This window comes from Metasolibacillus fluoroglycofenilyticus (assembly GCF_003049645.1).
Classification (GTDB): Bacteria; Bacillota; Bacilli; order Bacillales_A; family Planococcaceae; genus Metasolibacillus; species Metasolibacillus fluoroglycofenilyticus.
The window spans coordinates 375,114-392,513 of sequence record NZ_PYWK01000001.1 but is presented as its reverse complement, the minus strand read 5'-3'; the positions used below and the strand labels follow the sequence as shown (position 1 = coordinate 392,513).

The window sequence follows — 17,400 nt, the reverse complement described above, 5'->3', positions numbered from 1 at the left end:
AAAATAATCGATTACTCTGCTGTGGCACCTGCTGAACGGTCAATATTATTCAACATAATACCTGTGCCAATTGCTACACAATCCATTGGCTTCTCTGCAATAAATACAGGTACTTTTAGCTCTTCAATCAATAATTGATCCATACCGTGTAATAATGCGCCGCCACCTGTTAAAATAACACCTCTATCAATAATATCTGCCGATAGCTCGGGTGGCGTTTTTTCTAATACATTTTTAGCCGATTGTACAATCATCGATACCGATTCATGCAATGCTCTCTCGATTTCCGTAGAATGAATTGTAATCGTTTGTGGCAAGCCTGTCACCATATCACGCCCACGTATTTCCATTGATTCATTACGGTTACCTGGGAATACTGTACCAATTGTCATTTTTACCGCCTCTGCTGTGCGCTCTCCAATTAATAGCTTGTATTCTTTTTTTATGTATTGCAAAATGTCGTTGTCAAATACATCGCCTGCTACTTTAATTGATTCACTTGTTACGATGTCTCCCATTGATAATACAGCCACGTCTGTCGTACCCCCACCAATGTCAACTACCATATTGCCACTCGGCTGGAAAATATCCATTCCTGCACCGATTGCCGCCACTTTCGGCTCCTCTTCTAAATAGACCTTTTTACCGCCAGATTTCTCAGCAGCCTCACGAATTGCTTTTTGCTCTACACTTGTAATATTTGTAGGACAGCAAATTAAAATACGTGGCTTTGATAAAAATCCTCGCACATTTAATTTATTTATGAAATGTCGTAGCATTGCCTCTGTTACATCAAAATCCGCAATTACCCCATCTTTTAAAGGACGAATAGCTACGATATTACCTGGCGTACGCCCAACCATTTGTCTCGCCTCTTCACCAACTGCTAACACTTTTCCTGTCTTTTTATCCATCGCCACTACAGATGGCTCATTTAGTACAATGCCTTTCCCTTTCACATGGATCAGAACATTCGCCGTCCCTAAATCAATTCCAATATCTTTCGAAAACATTCCCTTAGTTTCTCCTTCCGCCAATTCAAGTCTTTACGTACATCATTCTATTTTCAAGAGCTGTTAAGTCAATCTTATCGGCTCAAAAAGCAACAAACTTACTTTAACTACTTCTTCTTTAACCTATTCCCCTTATTATAATGCTTTAATAGTTCACTAGCGGGAGAATGGGCGGCTGTTAGATTGAATATATGCTTACCTGATATTCCTTATTTGTCCCGCATTAACGGGCATTAAGACTCCTACTTCAAGACTTAAGTGAAAATCAGCTTAAGGATAAGTGAGAGTTCAACTGCCCGTAAAAGCCCGATTGGTTCAACTAACTATCAGTGGAGTTGAGGAAAACCTCCACTGATTGAAGTTTCACTTTATATATTTAGTTATCTAGACTATTTTATCACATTGAGGAAGTAATTACATCCTCTTTTATGGCAAACTATTCCCTAAAATTGTCACTGAAATAGAGAAAAAGCACTTAGATGAACGTAAGTATCATCTAGGTGCTTTGTTCGTGTTGCTTCGATTGCCATTTTTTCTTCGTTGCTTCTCCACCGCGCAAATGACGGACGGATTTATGATAGGCTAAAATTTTTTTTACTTCCTGTGCTAAAGGCTCATTTATTAATACAAGCCTTTCAGTTAAATCCTTGTGCACAGTACTTTTAGAATAACCTGTCATTTTAGCTAAAGTGCGGACTGTTTCTTTGGTTTCGATTAGCAACTCACCTAGCTGAACACAGCGACGCCTAATATGTTCGTGCACGTTCCCTTCCTTTCTACTTAGGATGTAAGAATGTGCCGTAGCTTAGTAGTATGTTTCTTCACCTTATGAGTCGTCCGCCACTATTTAGAACTTAGAATGCAAGCAATTTTCGTGGATTAATTGCTTCACCATCTTCTAACACTTCAAAATGTAAATGAATACCTGCTGTCGGATTCCAATCATTATCCATTGTCGTTGCTAATGGCTGCCCTTGTACAACCTCGTCGCCTTCTTTCACAACAATATCTGTAATCGAACTATAGCGTGTTTCCATGCCATTTGCATGTTGAATTGTAATGCTATTTCCTGTGAAAGCATCCATCTTAATTTTTGTTACGACACCACTCATGGCAGCAAGCACTTCAAATGGCTCACTATTAATGGCAAGTGACATCCCCGATGATGTTGAAAAAGTTTGCTTAAATACAAGCAGGGCATTTTCACGAGTTTTTGCATCTGCCGATAAATCATAAAAATCCTGCAGCACTGTCAGTTGATCTAATAATGCTTCATCAAACGGGAATTTCAAATTTTCTTGCGCTGTGTTTGTTTCAATTATCGGCTGTTGCTGTTGTGGAATTTCTTCTCGAGCAACCGTTTCTGTTAATAGGCGCTCTTCCTTTTCTGTAACAAGCGCATTATAGCTAAACATAAGTGCTAGTACGGCGAGTGCAATACCCGCATAAATAGCTGGCCAAAACCATGGCTTTTGTTTTAAATTTTTTGGAGAAGGTTTTAAATTTTTTTCCTCTCGCATGTTCATCACCTCTGAAGCTAGTGTGAACAAACTATACAATTTTTAAACACGTCAGCTTATTTTTTTGTACAAACATTGCCAATTGTCGTGTGCGGATAATAATGACCAATTATTTGCTCAGCTGTAGCGTTATTTTGTGCTAACTCATTTGCCCCATACTGGCTCATTCCTACGCCATGGCCATAGCCTTTTGTTGTAATGGCAATATCGCTGCCATCCTTTATTAGCGTAAAGTCCGTTGAGCGCAATTGCAAAAGCTCTCTAAAATCACGACCGCTAAATTGTTTTTTTCCTATTACTGTTTGAACACGTCCCGAGCTATTACGCTCAAGCTTTAATGCTAAAAAATCATCTTGTGTCCAGTTTGTTTGTAGCTTGTCATTTAGCTCTGCCACAGTCATTTTAATTGTTTGACTATTTTTCTCGGGCGATGTTACGGATTGTAAATAAGGTAGGTCATGTCCACTATAATTTTCCGCTGACTCTGTAACTCCATTTGATGAAGCATGAAACATCGCAGAAATTGGTTCTTCATTATACAGTATAATTTGACCCGCTGTAGCCTGCACCGCGTCTGAAATTTTTCGTTCATACTGTGCAAAGGCTGTTAACCATTTTTGCTGTCGTGCCTTCTCGTTAATAAAAACTTGATGCGTCGTTGTCGGCTTAATCGGTTTTTGTCCGTAATTTGTATTACGTATGACATAAGTGCGCGCAGCGATGGTCTGAGCCTGCAATGCAATAGGATGAAAGCTAGCTGGCATTTCTGCAGCAACAACACCGATTAAATACTGCTCTAATGGGATGCTCTGTGCTTCGCCTTCAACTGTTATAAAAATTTCACAGGGCTCTGGTAGTGCTGGCTTTTGTTTCTTGTAATAAAGTAGCGGCACAGTAAAAAGAAAGCAGATGGCAATGATGATAATAATGATGTTTTTTTTCATACGCCATTGTATGTAGCTTTTTAAAAATTTATTTATCTAATTACAAAAGGCCATCGAGAATGGAATTGATACCCTACTTTCCCGACAGCCGCTTTTTCATTATGCTATTACTTGTTCTGTATTGTCCTGTTGTACAACGCTTGCTTCGCCTTCTGTTACTCGTTCGATATTTGCCCCTAACGCTGCCAGCTTTTCATGGAATTTCACATAGCCGCGATCTAAATGATGTAAAGCAGTTACACGCGTTACGCCTTCTGATACCAAGCCGGCTAAAATAAGTGATGCTGCAGCACGTAAATCAGTTGCTGCCACTTCGGCTCCTTGTAATGCGCTATTGCCTTCGACAAAGACAGAGCGTCCTTCAATTTTAGCCATAGCATTCATTCGACGGAATTCTTCGACATGCATAAAACGATTTTCAAATACGGTTTCTGTAATAATGCTTGTGCCCTCAGCCGATAACATTAATGCCATCATTTGTGATTGCATATCTGTTGGGAAGCCTGGATGTGGCATTGTTTTAATATCCACTGCCTTTAATTCACCCGTTGCTCGCACACGTAATCCATTTTCTTGCTCTGTAATGTCTACGCCCATTTCGCGCATTTTAGCGATTAAAGCCGTCATATGCTCTGGTATCGCGTTTTCGATAATTACATCACCACGTGTAATAGCTGCCGCTACCATAAATGTACCCGCCTCGATACGATCAGGAATAACATAATGCGTAATACCTTGGAGCTTTTCGACACCTTCAATACGGATTGTAGCTGTTCCTGCACCAGTCACGCGGCCACCCATTGCATTAATAAAATTCGCTAAATCTACAATTTCAGGCTCTTTTGCAGCATTTTCGATAATTGTCGTGCCTTCCGCTAAAGCTGCTGCTGTCATAATATTTTCTGTAGCCCCAACGCTCGGGAAATCTAAATAAATTTCAGCTCCCTTTAATTTCTCAGCACGTGCCTCCACATAGCCATGTCCAAAAGAAATCTCAGCTCCCATCGCTTCAAAGCCTTTTAAATGCAGCTCAATTGGACGAGAGCCAATTGCACAGCCACCTGGTAGAGCAACACGTGCAAAGCGATTACGCGCAAGTAGTGAACCCATAACTAAAATAGATGCGCGCATTTTACTAACAAATTCAAACTGTGCCTCACTCGACAAATCACGAGCCGCATCAATTACAATCTCATTGTTATTTACATTATATTGTACATCTGCATTTAAGCTTTTTAATACTTCACCAATTGTATATACATCAGCTAAAGCTGGAACGTCTTTAATAATGTTTTTTCCTTCAGAAGCTAATAAAGATGCTGCTAAAATAGGTAATACAGCGTTTTTTGCGCCTTCAACTTTTACGCTACCTTGTAAAGTCTGACCACCCATAACGATAATTTTCTCCACAATTCGTCCCTCCGAATCCCATTCTCGTAAACTTGCTATTTTATTTAAAAGTTCATTAATCTTTTTTATCCAAACACTGCTAATAATACAGCTATAACCCAACTTTATCAAGCATCTTATTCACTATTTTGTGTCGAATTTTGACTTTATTGTTCATACTACATATTACGCACTGTATGTATAGTTGGTGAATCGAAAGCGGGATACTTTCCAGACGCCTTTTCCCTATATTTTTCTGCTACTGCGTCTGTTTTCTCGAATTAACTCGAAAAGTGCTATTTCAAAATTTGCCATCTTCATTTGTAAAGTCAGCTTGAGGGTAAGTGCAAAAGAGGCATTTATTTCTTACTTGCCATGTGAAATCAGTATTAATCTTTCACGCTGTTAGTTTTATACACCAAAATTCGATATGTTAAACATTTTTGATTGCCCAGGAAATATATACTTTGTAGCGAAAAGCAATTAATTGCTTTCCCCTACAAGCTATATAATGTATTTTATTGGAAAATATAGACTAAACTTCTTGACCATTGAGAGAAACTAATGAAGAAATTGGAAACGGCTGAGCCAATGACGATGCTGAATAAAATATAGATGAGTTGAATTTGGAATGTTCTACCTTTTTTGAACAGTTGGTCAAAACGAAATGCTTGTAATGCATAGAATGCCACAGCAATGAAAAAAATATGCGAGGCTAGACCGAAAAGTGCCTGTTGTCCTATTTCCGTATAAAAGTCCATCTTCTTTTACACTCCCTTGTGAAAAAAGTTGCTTTAAATATAAATTGAAGCACTAGATATTTATTAATTTTCTCTTGATTTAGCATTTATTTTCATTTTATCGAGATTCTAATCAATTTTTGGAGTTTTTTCTGATTCTCTTGCTGCTTTATTGTTCTATTGGCACTTTTTCCAATTCTATTGGCGAATTCCCTTACTCTATTGGCGTCTCATGGCATATTTTAGTGTTTCCTTCAACTTACTGTCATTTATTTAAAAAGACTGTTTGGAAAGCGTGCTTTCCAAACAGTCTTTATTAAAATTAGATGTTACCCTCATGAACGTTGATACGATTCAACGCACGTTTTAGCGCTAATTCAGCACGTTTGAAATCAATGTCATCTTTTTTGCCTTCTAAACGACCTTCTGCTCGGTTTAAGGCTTCCTTTGCACGAGCTAAATCAATTGAAGCTGCTGCCTCTGCGGAAGGAGCTAAAATTGATACTTTTTCAGGACGAATTTCGATGAAGCCGCCACTTACAGCTACAAAATCAGTTGAACCATCTTGTTTTTTAAGCTTTACAGCACTAATTGCAAGAGGCGCAACCATAGGAATATGGCCTGGAAGTACACCAATTTCCCCTGAAACTGTTTTAGCAACTACCATTGTTACTTCAGAATCGTATGCTGGACCGTCGGGAGTGACAATACTGACTGTTACTGTCTTCATATTATTTTCCTCCTCGCCGTTAGAATTAAACCTCTACGCCCATGCCTTTTGCTTTTTCTACTACTTCTTCAATGCTACCTACTAAACGGAAAGCATCCTCTGGTAAGTGATCCCATTTGCCATCAAGTATTTCTTTAAATGAGCGAACAGTTTCTTTAACAGGCACGTAAGAACCTGCTTGACCAGTAAATTGCTCCGCAACGTGGAAGTTTTGAGATAAGAAGAATTGAATGCGACGCGCGCGCTCTACTGTTTGCTTATCTTCATCAGATAACTCGTCCATACCTAAGATAGCGATGATATCTTGTAACTCACGGTAACGTTGAATTGTACGTTGAACACCAGTAGCAATTGCATAGTGCTCTTCACCAACGATTTCTGGTGATAATGCACGAGAAGTTGATGCTAATGGGTCAACCGCTGGATAAATACCCATCTCAGATAATTTACGCTCTAAGTTTGTTGTTGCATCTAAGTGAGCGAAAGTTGTTGCTGGAGCTGGGTCAGTATAGTCATCGGCTGGTACGTAAATCGCTTGAATCGAAGTTACAGAACCTTTTGTTGTCGATGTGATACGCTCTTGTAATTTACCCATTTCTGTAGCAAGTGTTGGTTGGTAACCTACCGCAGAAGGCATACGACCTAATAGGGCAGAAACCTCAGAACCTGCTTGTGTGAAACGGAAAATGTTGTCGATGAATAAAAGTACGTCTTGACCTTGTTCATCACGGAAATACTCAGCCATTGTTAAGCCTGTTAATGCTACACGCATACGTGCACCAGGTGGCTCATTCATTTGACCAAATACCATCGCAGTTTGCTTAATAACACCAGAGTCAGTCATCTCGTGGAATAAGTCGTTACCTTCACGTGTACGCTCACCTACACCCGCGAATACAGAAATACCGCTGTGCTCTTGTGCGATGTTGTTGATTAATTCTTGGATTAATACAGTTTTACCTACGCCGGCACCACCGAATAGACCGATTTTACCGCCTTTAATATACGGTGCTAATAAGTCTACTACTTTGATACCTGTTTCTAGGATTTCAACTGTTGTAGATAATTCATCAAATTTTGGCGCTTCGCGGTGGATTGAGTCACGGCGAGCTGATTCTGGAATTTCTTCACCTAAGTCGATTACTTCACCAAGTACGTTAAATACACGTCCCAGTGTCACTTCACCAACTGGTACTGAAATAGCTTTCCCTGAGTCTGTTACTTCTGCTCCACGTTGTAAACCATCTGTAGATGACATCGCAATTGTACGAACAACATCGTCACCTAAGTGGATTGCAACTTCAAGAGCTAAAGTAGTAGGCTCTTCATTTGGACGTTCAATCTTAACAGTTAGGTTGTTATAGATTGCTGGTAAATGGCCGTTTTCGAATTTAACGTCTACTACCGGACCCATTACTTGTAGAACTTGTCCTTTGTTCATGTTGTGTACCCTCCTATCGTATTCTTATACGAAGTTAGCGTGAGTTGCAGCTTATTCTAAAGCCGCAGCTCCACCAACGATTTCTGTAATTTCTTGTGTAATAGCTGCTTGACGCGCACGGTTGTATTGCAATGATAGACCATCGATTAAATCAGATGCGTTATCTGTTGCACTACGCATTGCCGTCATACGTGAAGCATGTTCACTTGCTTTTCCGTCTAATAAAGCACCGTAAATTAAGCTTTCTGCATATTGTGGAAGTAAAACTTCTAGAATTGCTTCACCAGATGGCTCGAATTCATACGCAGCGCTTGATGTTGAAGTGGCAATATCAGTCAACGGAAGAACCTTTTTCTCCGTCACTACTTGAGAAATAGCACTTTCGAAGTGGTTATAGTACATATAAAGTTCATCATATGCACCATCAATGAACATACCAACAGCATTACGAGCGATTTCTTTAATATCAGCAAATGTTGGTTGGTCAGGAAGAGCAACAACACTACTAATAACATTATGATCACGTTTAACAAAGTAATCACGCGCTACACGACCTAATGCAAAGACAACGTATTCGTCTTTGGATTTATGACGCTCGTTAATTGTACGTTGAACTTGACGCAGAATGCTTGAGTTGTAAGCACCTGCTAAACCACGGTCAGAACCAATTACTAAGTAAGCTGTTTTCTTAACAGGGCGAGCAGTTAACATTGGGTGTCCACTGTCTTTCGTACCTGCAGCGATAGCGCCTACTACGTCTTGAATTTTTTCCATGTAAGGAACGTATGCTTTTGCATTTTGCTCTGCACGACGTAGTTTCGATGATGAAACCATCTGCATTGCTTTTGTGATTTTTTGCGTGCTCTTTGTAGAGTTAATACGACCTTTAATTTCGCGTAAGTTTACCACTGGTATTTCACCACCTTCTGTTATTTAGTCACAATCCTATCTTCTCATATCATCCGCAAGCTACTGCCTGCGGAGGTACGAGAAGTTATCTAACTAAAGATTATTCTGATTTAGCAAAAGTCTTTTTGAATGCATTGATTGCTTCAGTAAGGTCTGCATCAGCTGGAATATCTTTTGTTGTACGGATATGATCTAATACAGCTGTGTGGTTTGTATCTAACCAGCTTAAGAATTCAGCCTCAAAACGAGTGATGTCCCCTACTGGAATATCGTCTAAGAAACCACGAGTTAATGCATATAAAATAACAACTTGTTTTTCAACTTTTAATGGTTTGTTTAAGTCTTGTTTTAAAACTTCAACTGTACGTTTACCACGCTCTAATTTAGCTAAAGTTGCTTTATCTAGGTCAGAACCAAACTGAGCGAATGATTCTAATTCACGGAAAGCAGCTAAATCAAGACGTAATGTACCGGCAACTTTTTTCATCGCTTTGATTTGTGCTGAACCACCTACACGTGATACAGATAAACCTGCGTTAATTGCTGGTCGTACACCTGAGTTGAATAAGTCAGATTGTAAGAAAATTTGACCATCTGTAATCGAAATTACGTTTGTTGGAATGTAAGCTGAAATGTCTCCAGCTTGTGTTTCTACGAATGGCAATGCCGTAATCGAACCGTTTTGGTAAGTTTCGTTTAACTTCGCAGCACGCTCAAGTAGACGGCTGTGTAAGTAGAATACGTCACCAGGGTAAGCTTCACGACCTGGAGGACGACGTAATAATAATGACAGCTCACGGTAAGCAGACGCTTGCTTCGATAAGTCATCATATACTACTAATACGTGTTTACCTTGTAACATAAATTCTTCTGCCATTGCTACACCAGCGAATGGTGCTAAGAACAATAATGGTGATGGTTGAGAAGAAGAAGCTGTTACTACGATTGTATAATCTAAAGCACCGTTTTTACGTAATGTTTCAACTACGCTACGCACTGTAGATTCTTTTTGACCGATTGCAACATAGATACAAATCATGTTTTCACCAGTTTGGTTTAAGATTGTATCAATCGCTACAGATGTTTTACCTGTTTGACGGTCACCGATAATTAACTCACGTTGACCACGACCAATTGGAACTAATGCGTCAATCGCTTTAATACCTGTTTGTAATGGCTCATGTACAGATTTACGTGCCATTACACCGAAAGCTGGGCTTTCAATTGGACGAGTTTTTGTTGTGTTGATTGGACCTAGACCATCCACTGGTTGACCTAATGGGTTTACAACACGACCAATTAGTTCTTCACCAACTGGAACGCTCATAATACGACCTGTACGACGAACTTCATCGCCTTCTTTAATGCCAAGGTACTCACCTAAAATAATAATACCTACATTACCTTCTTCTAGGTTTTGTGCCATACCCATAACACCGTTAGAGAACTCTAAAAGCTCTCCAGCCATGACGTTGTCGAGGCCATGAGCAAGAGCGATACCGTCACCAACGCGGATAACTGTACCTACTTCGCTTACTTGTAATTCAGATTGGTAGTTTTCAATCTGTTGTTTAATCAGACTGCTGATTTCTTCAGCTTTGATGCCCATGTATGTTCACCTCTCACATTTCTTAAAATTAAACAACTAATGTACGCTTTAAACCTTCTAGCTTAGAAGCGATTGTGCTGTCATAAATATAGTTGCCGATTTGTACACGAATACCACCAAGAATAGATGGTTCAATAATGTTTTTAATGTCTAGCTTACTTTTACCTACTAGCGTTGCAAATGCAGCAGAAATCTCTGCATTTTCAGCTTCGGTTAAAGCACGTGTTGAATAAACTGTCGCCTCAACTGCACCTTGTGCTGCAGTTGCAAGATTTTGAAACTCTTTTGCAATCGTCACGATATCATTGATGCGTTGTTTATCCACTAATAATTGAACTGTGTTTAATACTGATGAATTAGCGTTCGCTAAAATTTCAGATAGCATTGCTTTTTTCTTTGCAGAAGAAATTTTAGGTGCTTTTAATAGCTCTAATAAAGCTGGTGTTGCTTCGATTGCCGCTGTGAATTCCTTTAAATCTGCACTTACTTCTGCAATACTTTGCTCTTTGCTTGCTAATTGAAACAATGCTTCAGCGTAACGTTTCGCTACTTGACTCATTTCGCTTCGCCTGCCTTCGCAATCGTCTCTTTAATTAATGCGCTGTTGTCCTCTTCAGAAATCTCTTTGCCAAGCACTTTAGATGCTGCAAGAACTGATAGTGATACAACTTCTTCACGCACTGCTGCGATCGCTTTTTCTTTTTCGTTTTCGATTTCACGCACTGCTGCATCTTTTAAACGAGCTGCTTCTGCACGCGCTGTTGAAATAATTTCCTCACGCTGTACATCGCCTTGTTTTTTTGCACCTTCTACGATTGCTTGTGCTTCTGTACGAGCTTCTTTAAGAAGGCTTTTTTGTTCTTCTAATAATTGGTGCGTTTCTTTGCGCGCTTTTTCTGCTGCATCGATTTCGCTTGCAACAAGCTCCTCACGTTGTTGCATAATGCCCATTAATGGACCCCACGCAAATTTTTTCAAAAGAAGCATTAAAATTACAAATGTTGCTAATGTTGCAAGGATGTCACCGCCGTTAAAACCGCCAGCTGCACCTAATACAAGATCATTTAATAACACGATTGGTTCACTCCCTTCAAGAGCTTGTTCAAAATCTATAAGTATCAATGACACCTCGACATCATTGTGCCCAGATTTTGCCGAGTGAGCTCGAAAAGCTCCTTTTCAAAATCTGTGACATCTGCCGAAGGCTTCATCTTGATTCAGCAAGTGTTTAAATACCCTTTGTCAATAAAACATTTATCTCACCGCTTATATAGACTAGAGTTTTCCGAATCAAGATAAATCTTTAATTTCAAATTCATTGTTGCTTCTTTCGCATTAAACAATGCGAACTTCATAGTACGATACATAAAAGGAATGGCGAAGTAGTAAGTCTGGTGAACTTTTCTCCGCCATTGACGTCAGTCATAGTAGTAATTATTGGTTCATTACGATGAATGCTACTACTACACCGATGATTGGAAGGGCCTCAACTAATGCAACCCCGATAAACATTGTTGTTTGAAGAGCACCACGTAATTCTGGTTGACGAGCGATACCTTCTACTGTTTTTGATACGATAAGACCGTTACCGATACCTGCACCTAGTGCACCTAAACCGATTGCGATTGCTGCTGCTAATAAACCGATTGAACCTGTCATTGTTAAATTTCCTCCTTGGAATATATGTTTTTTTATTGTGGTTCAAATTACCGCAAATTTTGCGGAATTTATAATTAATGGTCGTGACTCACTTTGTGCGCCAAATAAACCATCGTTAACATAGTGAAAATGAAAGCTTGGATAAACCCGATGAAAATCGAGAACCCTTGCCATGCGAGTGCCGGAACAACCATTCCGAACCAGCCCCAAATACTTGCACCGGCAATACCCGCGATTAAACCGATTAAAATTTCCCCTGCGTAAATATTACCGTATAGACGTAAACCAAGCGTTAATGTATTGGCAAACTCTTCAATAATTTTTAGCGGGAACATCCACCACATTGGCTTCAAATAAGTTGTCTTCGCATAACCACCAGTTCCTTGCATTTTAATACCGTAATAGTGAGCTAAAAGCGTAACCATAACAGCTAATGTTAAAGTTACAGTTGGATCGGCTGTTGGTGATTTCCACCATAGGTAATCATCATAAATGATTGCGAATGGTAAACCTAATAAGTTCGCTACAGCGATAAACATTATTAGCGTAAGCCCTAATACGTGGAAGCGACCACCTGTTTTCCAGTCCATATTACTCTTGATAATACCTTTCACGAAGTCCATAATCCACTCCATGAAGTTTTGCATACCTGTTGGCTTCAGTTTTAAACTACGTGTGGAAATAAACGCGATTAAAAACACGACTGCCGCAGTGACAATTAGCATTAAAACAGTTGATTTGTTAAATGTTAAGACATAGTCACCGAATAATGGCAGATCAAATTCTGGATTTTTATGACCCATTTTTGCATTCACCTCTCTTTCAATGAGTACACTTTAGTGCTGTTTAACAAGATGTACAATTCGCTCGATTACGAGGAAAATGTACGGAAGCATTAGCCCAATAACTGTGCTAATTAGATGAAAATGTTCTGGCAACGACATGGCGATTGCGACTGCCGCAATACCCGAGCCAAAGCGTAAGGCTGTGCCTAAAGATGATGCCTTTCTTCCTTCACTAACAGAACGGTCAAACTTGTCCATCCGTCGAACTAAAATCCAAAAGTTATATGTACCGAAGAATGCACCTAAACCAAGTCCCGCGAAGATGCTAGCATATGGCGTAAAAGCCCATCCTAGTACACAGAGTGCGAGCAAAAAAAATAACACTTTCTTTTGCTTTGCGAAAATGTAATGCAAATCTTCCATTAGCAGTAAGTCTCCTGAATTTTTTTCGAGTAAAGAATCGATGCTGACCAGCAAGTGAATTCAAAGCGTAGTAAATGTACTACAGTTATGAGGTTAAATTATAAGATGTAGCAAAATTTGACTTGGAGTAAATTTCTACATACAAAAGCTTTAACCTTTATGGACATGTATCCAGACGCATCAAACCGTTGCAAAATTTTCTTCTGCGATGAGTAATCACAGGAGCAAAATCGACAATTGGAATTCAACTGTCCATTCAGTAGAAACTTGATATAATAAGCACTTCAAAGTTTTTACACACAATGAAACCCTTATCATTCTTACCCTTTGTTAGCATACAATAGGCGATATTTGATGTCAATTAGTAATGGTGAAAAACTTCACAATCCCCTCAATGTTGTCAAATTGTCGACAAATTTGTGAAAGGATTTTTTCAACAAGAAGTTTGTCAAAAATATTCATCTAAAAACCTTTTCCCCTATACTATTTTACAAAATTATTCGTAGTTATTAATAAAGTGAACCTTCAGTCAGTGGGGGTTTCCTCATCCCCACTGATTGGTAGTTTCACCAATCGGGTTTTTACAGGCTGTTGGATCCTCCACTTAAACTTCTTGATTTTATCTGCTGGTTTGAATTGGGGGGTCTGTGCTCCTGCGGTTACTCGTCGCAAAAGTACAGCCTGCTCCTGCGGTTACTCGTCGCAAACAAATTTGTTAATACGGGATAAACGCTTTAAAGCTCCCAACCTCTAAGCATGCTTTACTAAAAATTCGACAAGCGCTTTGACAATTCTCTCTGAGGCATGGCCATCACCATATGGATTGGATGCTTGTGCCATCGCATCGTACGCTGTCTGATCGACTAGCAGCTCATTCGCTAACTGATAAATTGTATCCTCGTCTGTGCCAGCAAGCTTTAATGTACCTGCTGCAATTCCCTCAGGACGCTCTGTTGTATCACGCAATACAAGCACTGGTTTTCCTAATGAAGGAGCTTCCTCCTGCACCCCACCAGAATCCGTTAAAATCATGTATGAACGCGCCGCAATATTGTGGAAATCAAATACCTCTAACGGCTCAATTAAGTGAATGCGCTCGTCATTGCCTAACACGTCATTGGCAATTTCACGTACAACAGGATTCATATGCACAGGGTAAACAACTTGAATATCGTTATGCTCTGCTAATAAACGCTTGATTGCACGGAACATATTGCGCATTGGTTCACCAAGGTTTTCACGGCGATGGGCAGTTAATAAAATCATCCGATCTGTACCTATTTTCTCTAGAACTGGATGGCTATACGTCTCACTTACAGTCGTCGCAAGTGCATCAATCGCTGTATTTCCAGTTACAAAAATAGCTTCAGCTGGCTTATTTTCACGCAATAAATTCTCCTCAGACTGCTGTGTCGGTGCGAAATGTAAATCCGCCATTACACCTGTAAGCTGTCGGTTCATTTCCTCTGGATATGGTGAATATTTTTGACCTGTACGAAGCCCTGCCTCCACATGCCCAATTGCAATTTGATTATAAAAAGCAGCTAAGCTACCAATGAATGTAGTCGCTGTATCGCCATGTACAAGCACGATATCTGGCTTTGCTTCTTTCATAACTGCATCTAACCCTTGCAATGCATTTGTCGCAACGTCCACAAGCGTTTGGCGATCCTTCATAATATTCAAGTCATAATTTGGCTTAATTTTGAATGTTTCAAGCACTTGATCAAGCATTTGACGATGCTGAGCTGTCACTGTCACAATCGATTCGATTTGTGGGTGCTTTTCCAACTCCAATACGAGCGGAGCCATTTTAATTGCCTCTGGACGCGTACCGAAAATCGTCATTACTTTAAACTTCGTCATTCCAAACTCTCCAGTCTATAAATGTAATTGCGTGAAGGTGCCCAAAAAGCGTGCTAACGCACTGCTTTTCGGACGTTTTGTTTGTGTTTCATTAGTTTTCCGCTATACTATTTTGTACCAAATAAACGATCGCCTGCATCTCCTAAACCTGGGATGATATAGCCGTGTTCATTTAATCTTTCGTCCAGCGCCGCGATAAAAATATCTACATCGTTATGTTCTTTTTGAATTGCCTCTACACCTTCCGGCGCAGCAATTAAGCACATAAATTTAATGTTTTTTGCACCGCGCTTTTTCAAAGAGTTGATTGCCTCAACAGCAGAGCCTCCTGTTGCTAGCATTGGGTCTACAATAATGAAATCACGTTCTTCTACATCCGCTGGTAGCTTGGCATAGTATTCAACAGGTTTTAATGTTTCTGGATCGCGATATAAACCAATATGTCCAACTTTCGCTGCTGGAATTAAATTTAAAACGCCATCTACCATACCAATTCCTGCTCGTAAAATTGGAACGATAGCCAGCTTTTTACCAGATAACACTTTTGATTTTGCTGTTGTTACAGGTGTTTCAACTTCGATTTCTTCAAGCGGCATTTCCCTTGTAATTTCAAATGCCATTAACGTCGCAACTTCATCTACAAGTTCACGAAATTCTTTTGTTCCAGTGTTTTTGTCACGAATATACGTTAACTTGTGCTGAATTAATGGGTGATCGAATACATATACTTTGCTCATACGGCTCTCTCCTAACTGTTGTTTATCCGCATTAACAGGCAAGTTAATAACCCTTCAATTTAAGCAAGGTATTTACTGCCTGCAAAAGCCCGATTGGTGAAATTCAGTAATCCGTGGAAGGGTGAGGAAACCCCACAACGTAAAATTTCACTTTATCTGAATAAGTATAACAAAAAAACGTCGAGCTGTGTTGTACAACATTGTTGCAATTTATAGATTAGCTGATATAATTGCAAAGTTACAATAGAATCAGCATTTACGAGCGAATCCTCACTTTAAGGCAAATACTCTAAGTCATTTTTAAACAATAGTTATTTTAATAAAACACAAACAAAACGTCCGAAAAGTAGTGCTTCGCACGCTTTTCGGACGCCTTTTATTTACGCATATAATGGAAATTTATCTGTTAAAGCTTTTACGCGAGCGATTGCTTGTTCTTTTACTGCTTCGTCATCAATATTCTTTAATACCAATGCAATAATAGAGCCCACTTCTTTTATATCATCTTCTTTAAAGCCTCGAGATGTTACGGCTGGTGTACCAATGCGAACACCTGAAGTGACGAATGGTGACTCAGTATCATATGGAATTGTGTTTTTGTTTGTTGTAATACCAACAGCATCTAGTGCATGCTCTGCTACTTTCCCTGTTAGGCCAAGAGATTTCACATTCAATAATACGATATGGTTATCTGTACCACCAGATACAATTTCCACACCTTCAGCGATTAAAGTTTCTGCTAGTACTTTTGCATTTGCTTTTACTTGCTTCGCATAGTCTTTAAATTCTGGTCGTAATGCTTCACCAAATGCTACAGCTTTAGCAGCAATAACGTGCATTAATGGACCACCTTGAATACCAGGGAATACTGATTTATTTAATTTTTGCTCCCATTCTTTAGAAGCTAAAATTAATCCTCCACGTGGACCACGTAAAGTTTTATGTGTTGTAGACGTTACGAAATCAGCATATGGTACAGGTGATTGGTGTTCACCTGCAGCTACTAAACCAGCAATATGCGCCATATCTACCATAAAGTAAGCGCCGATTTCGTCTGCAATTTCACGGAATTTTTTGAAGTCAATTTCGCGTGGATATGCTGATGCACCTGCAACAATTAATTTTGGCTTATGCGCTAATGCTTTTTGACGAACATCTTCATAGTCGATGACATGTGTATCTTCTGTTACACCGTACTCTACGAAATTATATAAAATACCTGAGAAGTTAACTGGTGAACCATGTGTTAAGTGACCACCATGAGAAAGATTCATACCAAGTACTGTATCGCCTGGCTCTAGAATTGTATGATATACAGCCATATTTGCTTGCGCACCAGAGTGTGGCTGTACGTTTGCATATTCAGCACCGAAAAGTTCTTTGATGCGATCGCGCGCGATATCTTCCACTACATCGACATGCTCACAGCCACCATAGTAGCGTTTACCTGGGTAACCCTCTGCATATTTATTTGTTAGCACGGAGCCTTGTGCTTCCATTACCGCTTCAGATACAAAGTTTTCAGATGCGATTAGCTCAATATTCGCTTGCTGACGCTTTTTCTCTGCTAAAATACCATCTAATACTGCCTTATCTTGTGCTGCTAATTTTTCAAATGCCATGTAAAATTCCTCC

Annotated in this window: 18 protein-coding genes; all 18 read right to left on the bottom strand. The window is 39.6% G+C overall.

Annotated elements, in window-relative coordinates; genetic code table 11:
* Positions 1-11: 11 nt before the first annotated feature.
* On the bottom strand, positions 12-1,013 hold the full coding sequence (gene mreB, locus C9J36_RS01755) for a rod shape-determining protein (RefSeq protein WP_066168307.1): 1,002 nt from the start codon (positions 1,011-1,013) through the stop codon (positions 12-14).
* Positions 1,014-1,509: 496 nt separating this feature from the next.
* A complete protein-coding gene (locus C9J36_RS01750; RefSeq protein ID WP_066168305.1) occupies positions 1,510-1,776 on the bottom strand; it encodes a sporulation transcriptional regulator SpoIIID in 267 nt (88 codons plus the stop codon).
* A 91-nt stretch (positions 1,777-1,867) separates the two neighbouring features.
* Positions 1,868-2,533, bottom strand: coding sequence for a M23 family metallopeptidase (locus C9J36_RS01745; protein WP_066168303.1), 666 nt, complete (start codon positions 2,531-2,533; stop codon positions 1,868-1,870).
* Between the two features lie 56 nt (positions 2,534-2,589).
* Positions 2,590-3,477: a stage II sporulation protein D gene (gene spoIID / locus C9J36_RS01740; RefSeq protein WP_107942045.1), complete on the bottom strand. Its 888-nt coding sequence runs from the start codon at positions 3,475-3,477 to the stop codon at positions 2,590-2,592.
* Positions 3,478-3,576: 99 nt separating this feature from the next.
* Positions 3,577-4,887, bottom strand: coding sequence for a UDP-N-acetylglucosamine 1-carboxyvinyltransferase (murA, locus tag C9J36_RS01735; protein ID WP_107942044.1), 1,311 nt, complete (start codon positions 4,885-4,887; stop codon positions 3,577-3,579).
* Positions 4,888-5,384: 497 nt separating this feature from the next.
* Positions 5,385-5,627 (bottom strand): DUF1146 family protein, encoded by a 243-nt coding sequence (locus C9J36_RS01730; RefSeq protein ID WP_107942043.1) that lies wholly within the window; start codon positions 5,625-5,627, stop codon positions 5,385-5,387.
* Positions 5,628-5,928: 301 nt separating this feature from the next.
* A complete protein-coding gene (locus C9J36_RS01725) occupies positions 5,929-6,336 on the bottom strand; it encodes a F0F1 ATP synthase subunit epsilon (protein ID WP_066168295.1) in 408 nt (135 codons plus the stop codon).
* A 25-nt stretch (positions 6,337-6,361) separates the two neighbouring features.
* Positions 6,362-7,777, bottom strand: coding sequence for a F0F1 ATP synthase subunit beta (gene atpD / locus C9J36_RS01720; protein WP_066168293.1), 1,416 nt, complete (start codon positions 7,775-7,777; stop codon positions 6,362-6,364).
* A gap of 51 nt (positions 7,778-7,828) precedes the next feature.
* A complete protein-coding gene (gene atpG / locus C9J36_RS01715; RefSeq protein WP_066168291.1) occupies positions 7,829-8,686 on the bottom strand; it encodes an ATP synthase F1 subunit gamma in 858 nt (285 codons plus the stop codon).
* Between the two features lie 100 nt (positions 8,687-8,786).
* On the bottom strand, positions 8,787-10,295 hold the full coding sequence (gene atpA, locus C9J36_RS01710; protein ID WP_066168288.1) for a F0F1 ATP synthase subunit alpha: 1,509 nt from the start codon (positions 10,293-10,295) through the stop codon (positions 8,787-8,789).
* A gap of 28 nt (positions 10,296-10,323) precedes the next feature.
* Positions 10,324-10,854, bottom strand: coding sequence for a F0F1 ATP synthase subunit delta (locus tag C9J36_RS01705; RefSeq protein WP_066168284.1), 531 nt, complete (start codon positions 10,852-10,854; stop codon positions 10,324-10,326).
* The gene (gene atpF / locus C9J36_RS01700) at positions 10,851-11,369 is read right to left on the bottom strand and encodes a F0F1 ATP synthase subunit B (protein ID WP_107942042.1); all 519 of its coding nucleotides are present in this window, start codon (positions 11,367-11,369) and stop codon (positions 10,851-10,853) included. The genes C9J36_RS01705 and atpF overlap by 4 nt, the downstream gene beginning before the upstream one ends.
* A gap of 360 nt (positions 11,370-11,729) precedes the next feature.
* Positions 11,730-11,954 carry a F0F1 ATP synthase subunit C gene (gene atpE, locus C9J36_RS01695; protein WP_042470896.1) on the bottom strand — a complete coding sequence of 75 codons (225 nt, stop codon included), beginning with the start codon at positions 11,952-11,954 and terminating at the stop codon, positions 11,730-11,732.
* 74 nt (positions 11,955-12,028) lie between these two features.
* Positions 12,029-12,757 (bottom strand): F0F1 ATP synthase subunit A, encoded by a 729-nt coding sequence (gene atpB, locus C9J36_RS01690; RefSeq protein WP_066168280.1) that lies wholly within the window; start codon positions 12,755-12,757, stop codon positions 12,029-12,031.
* 33 nt (positions 12,758-12,790) lie between these two features.
* Positions 12,791-13,162, bottom strand: coding sequence for an ATP synthase subunit I (locus tag C9J36_RS01685; RefSeq protein WP_107942041.1), 372 nt, complete (start codon positions 13,160-13,162; stop codon positions 12,791-12,793).
* Positions 13,163-13,912: 750 nt separating this feature from the next.
* The gene (wecB, locus tag C9J36_RS01680; protein WP_107942040.1) at positions 13,913-15,028 is read right to left on the bottom strand and encodes a non-hydrolyzing UDP-N-acetylglucosamine 2-epimerase; all 1,116 of its coding nucleotides are present in this window, start codon (positions 15,026-15,028) and stop codon (positions 13,913-13,915) included.
* A gap of 107 nt (positions 15,029-15,135) precedes the next feature.
* Positions 15,136-15,765 (bottom strand): uracil phosphoribosyltransferase, encoded by a 630-nt coding sequence (gene upp, locus C9J36_RS01675; protein WP_066168274.1) that lies wholly within the window; start codon positions 15,763-15,765, stop codon positions 15,136-15,138.
* A 380-nt stretch (positions 15,766-16,145) separates the two neighbouring features.
* Positions 16,146-17,387: a serine hydroxymethyltransferase gene (gene glyA, locus C9J36_RS01670; protein WP_066168272.1), complete on the bottom strand. Its 1,242-nt coding sequence runs from the start codon at positions 17,385-17,387 to the stop codon at positions 16,146-16,148.
* Between the last annotated feature and the right edge of the window lie 13 nt (positions 17,388-17,400).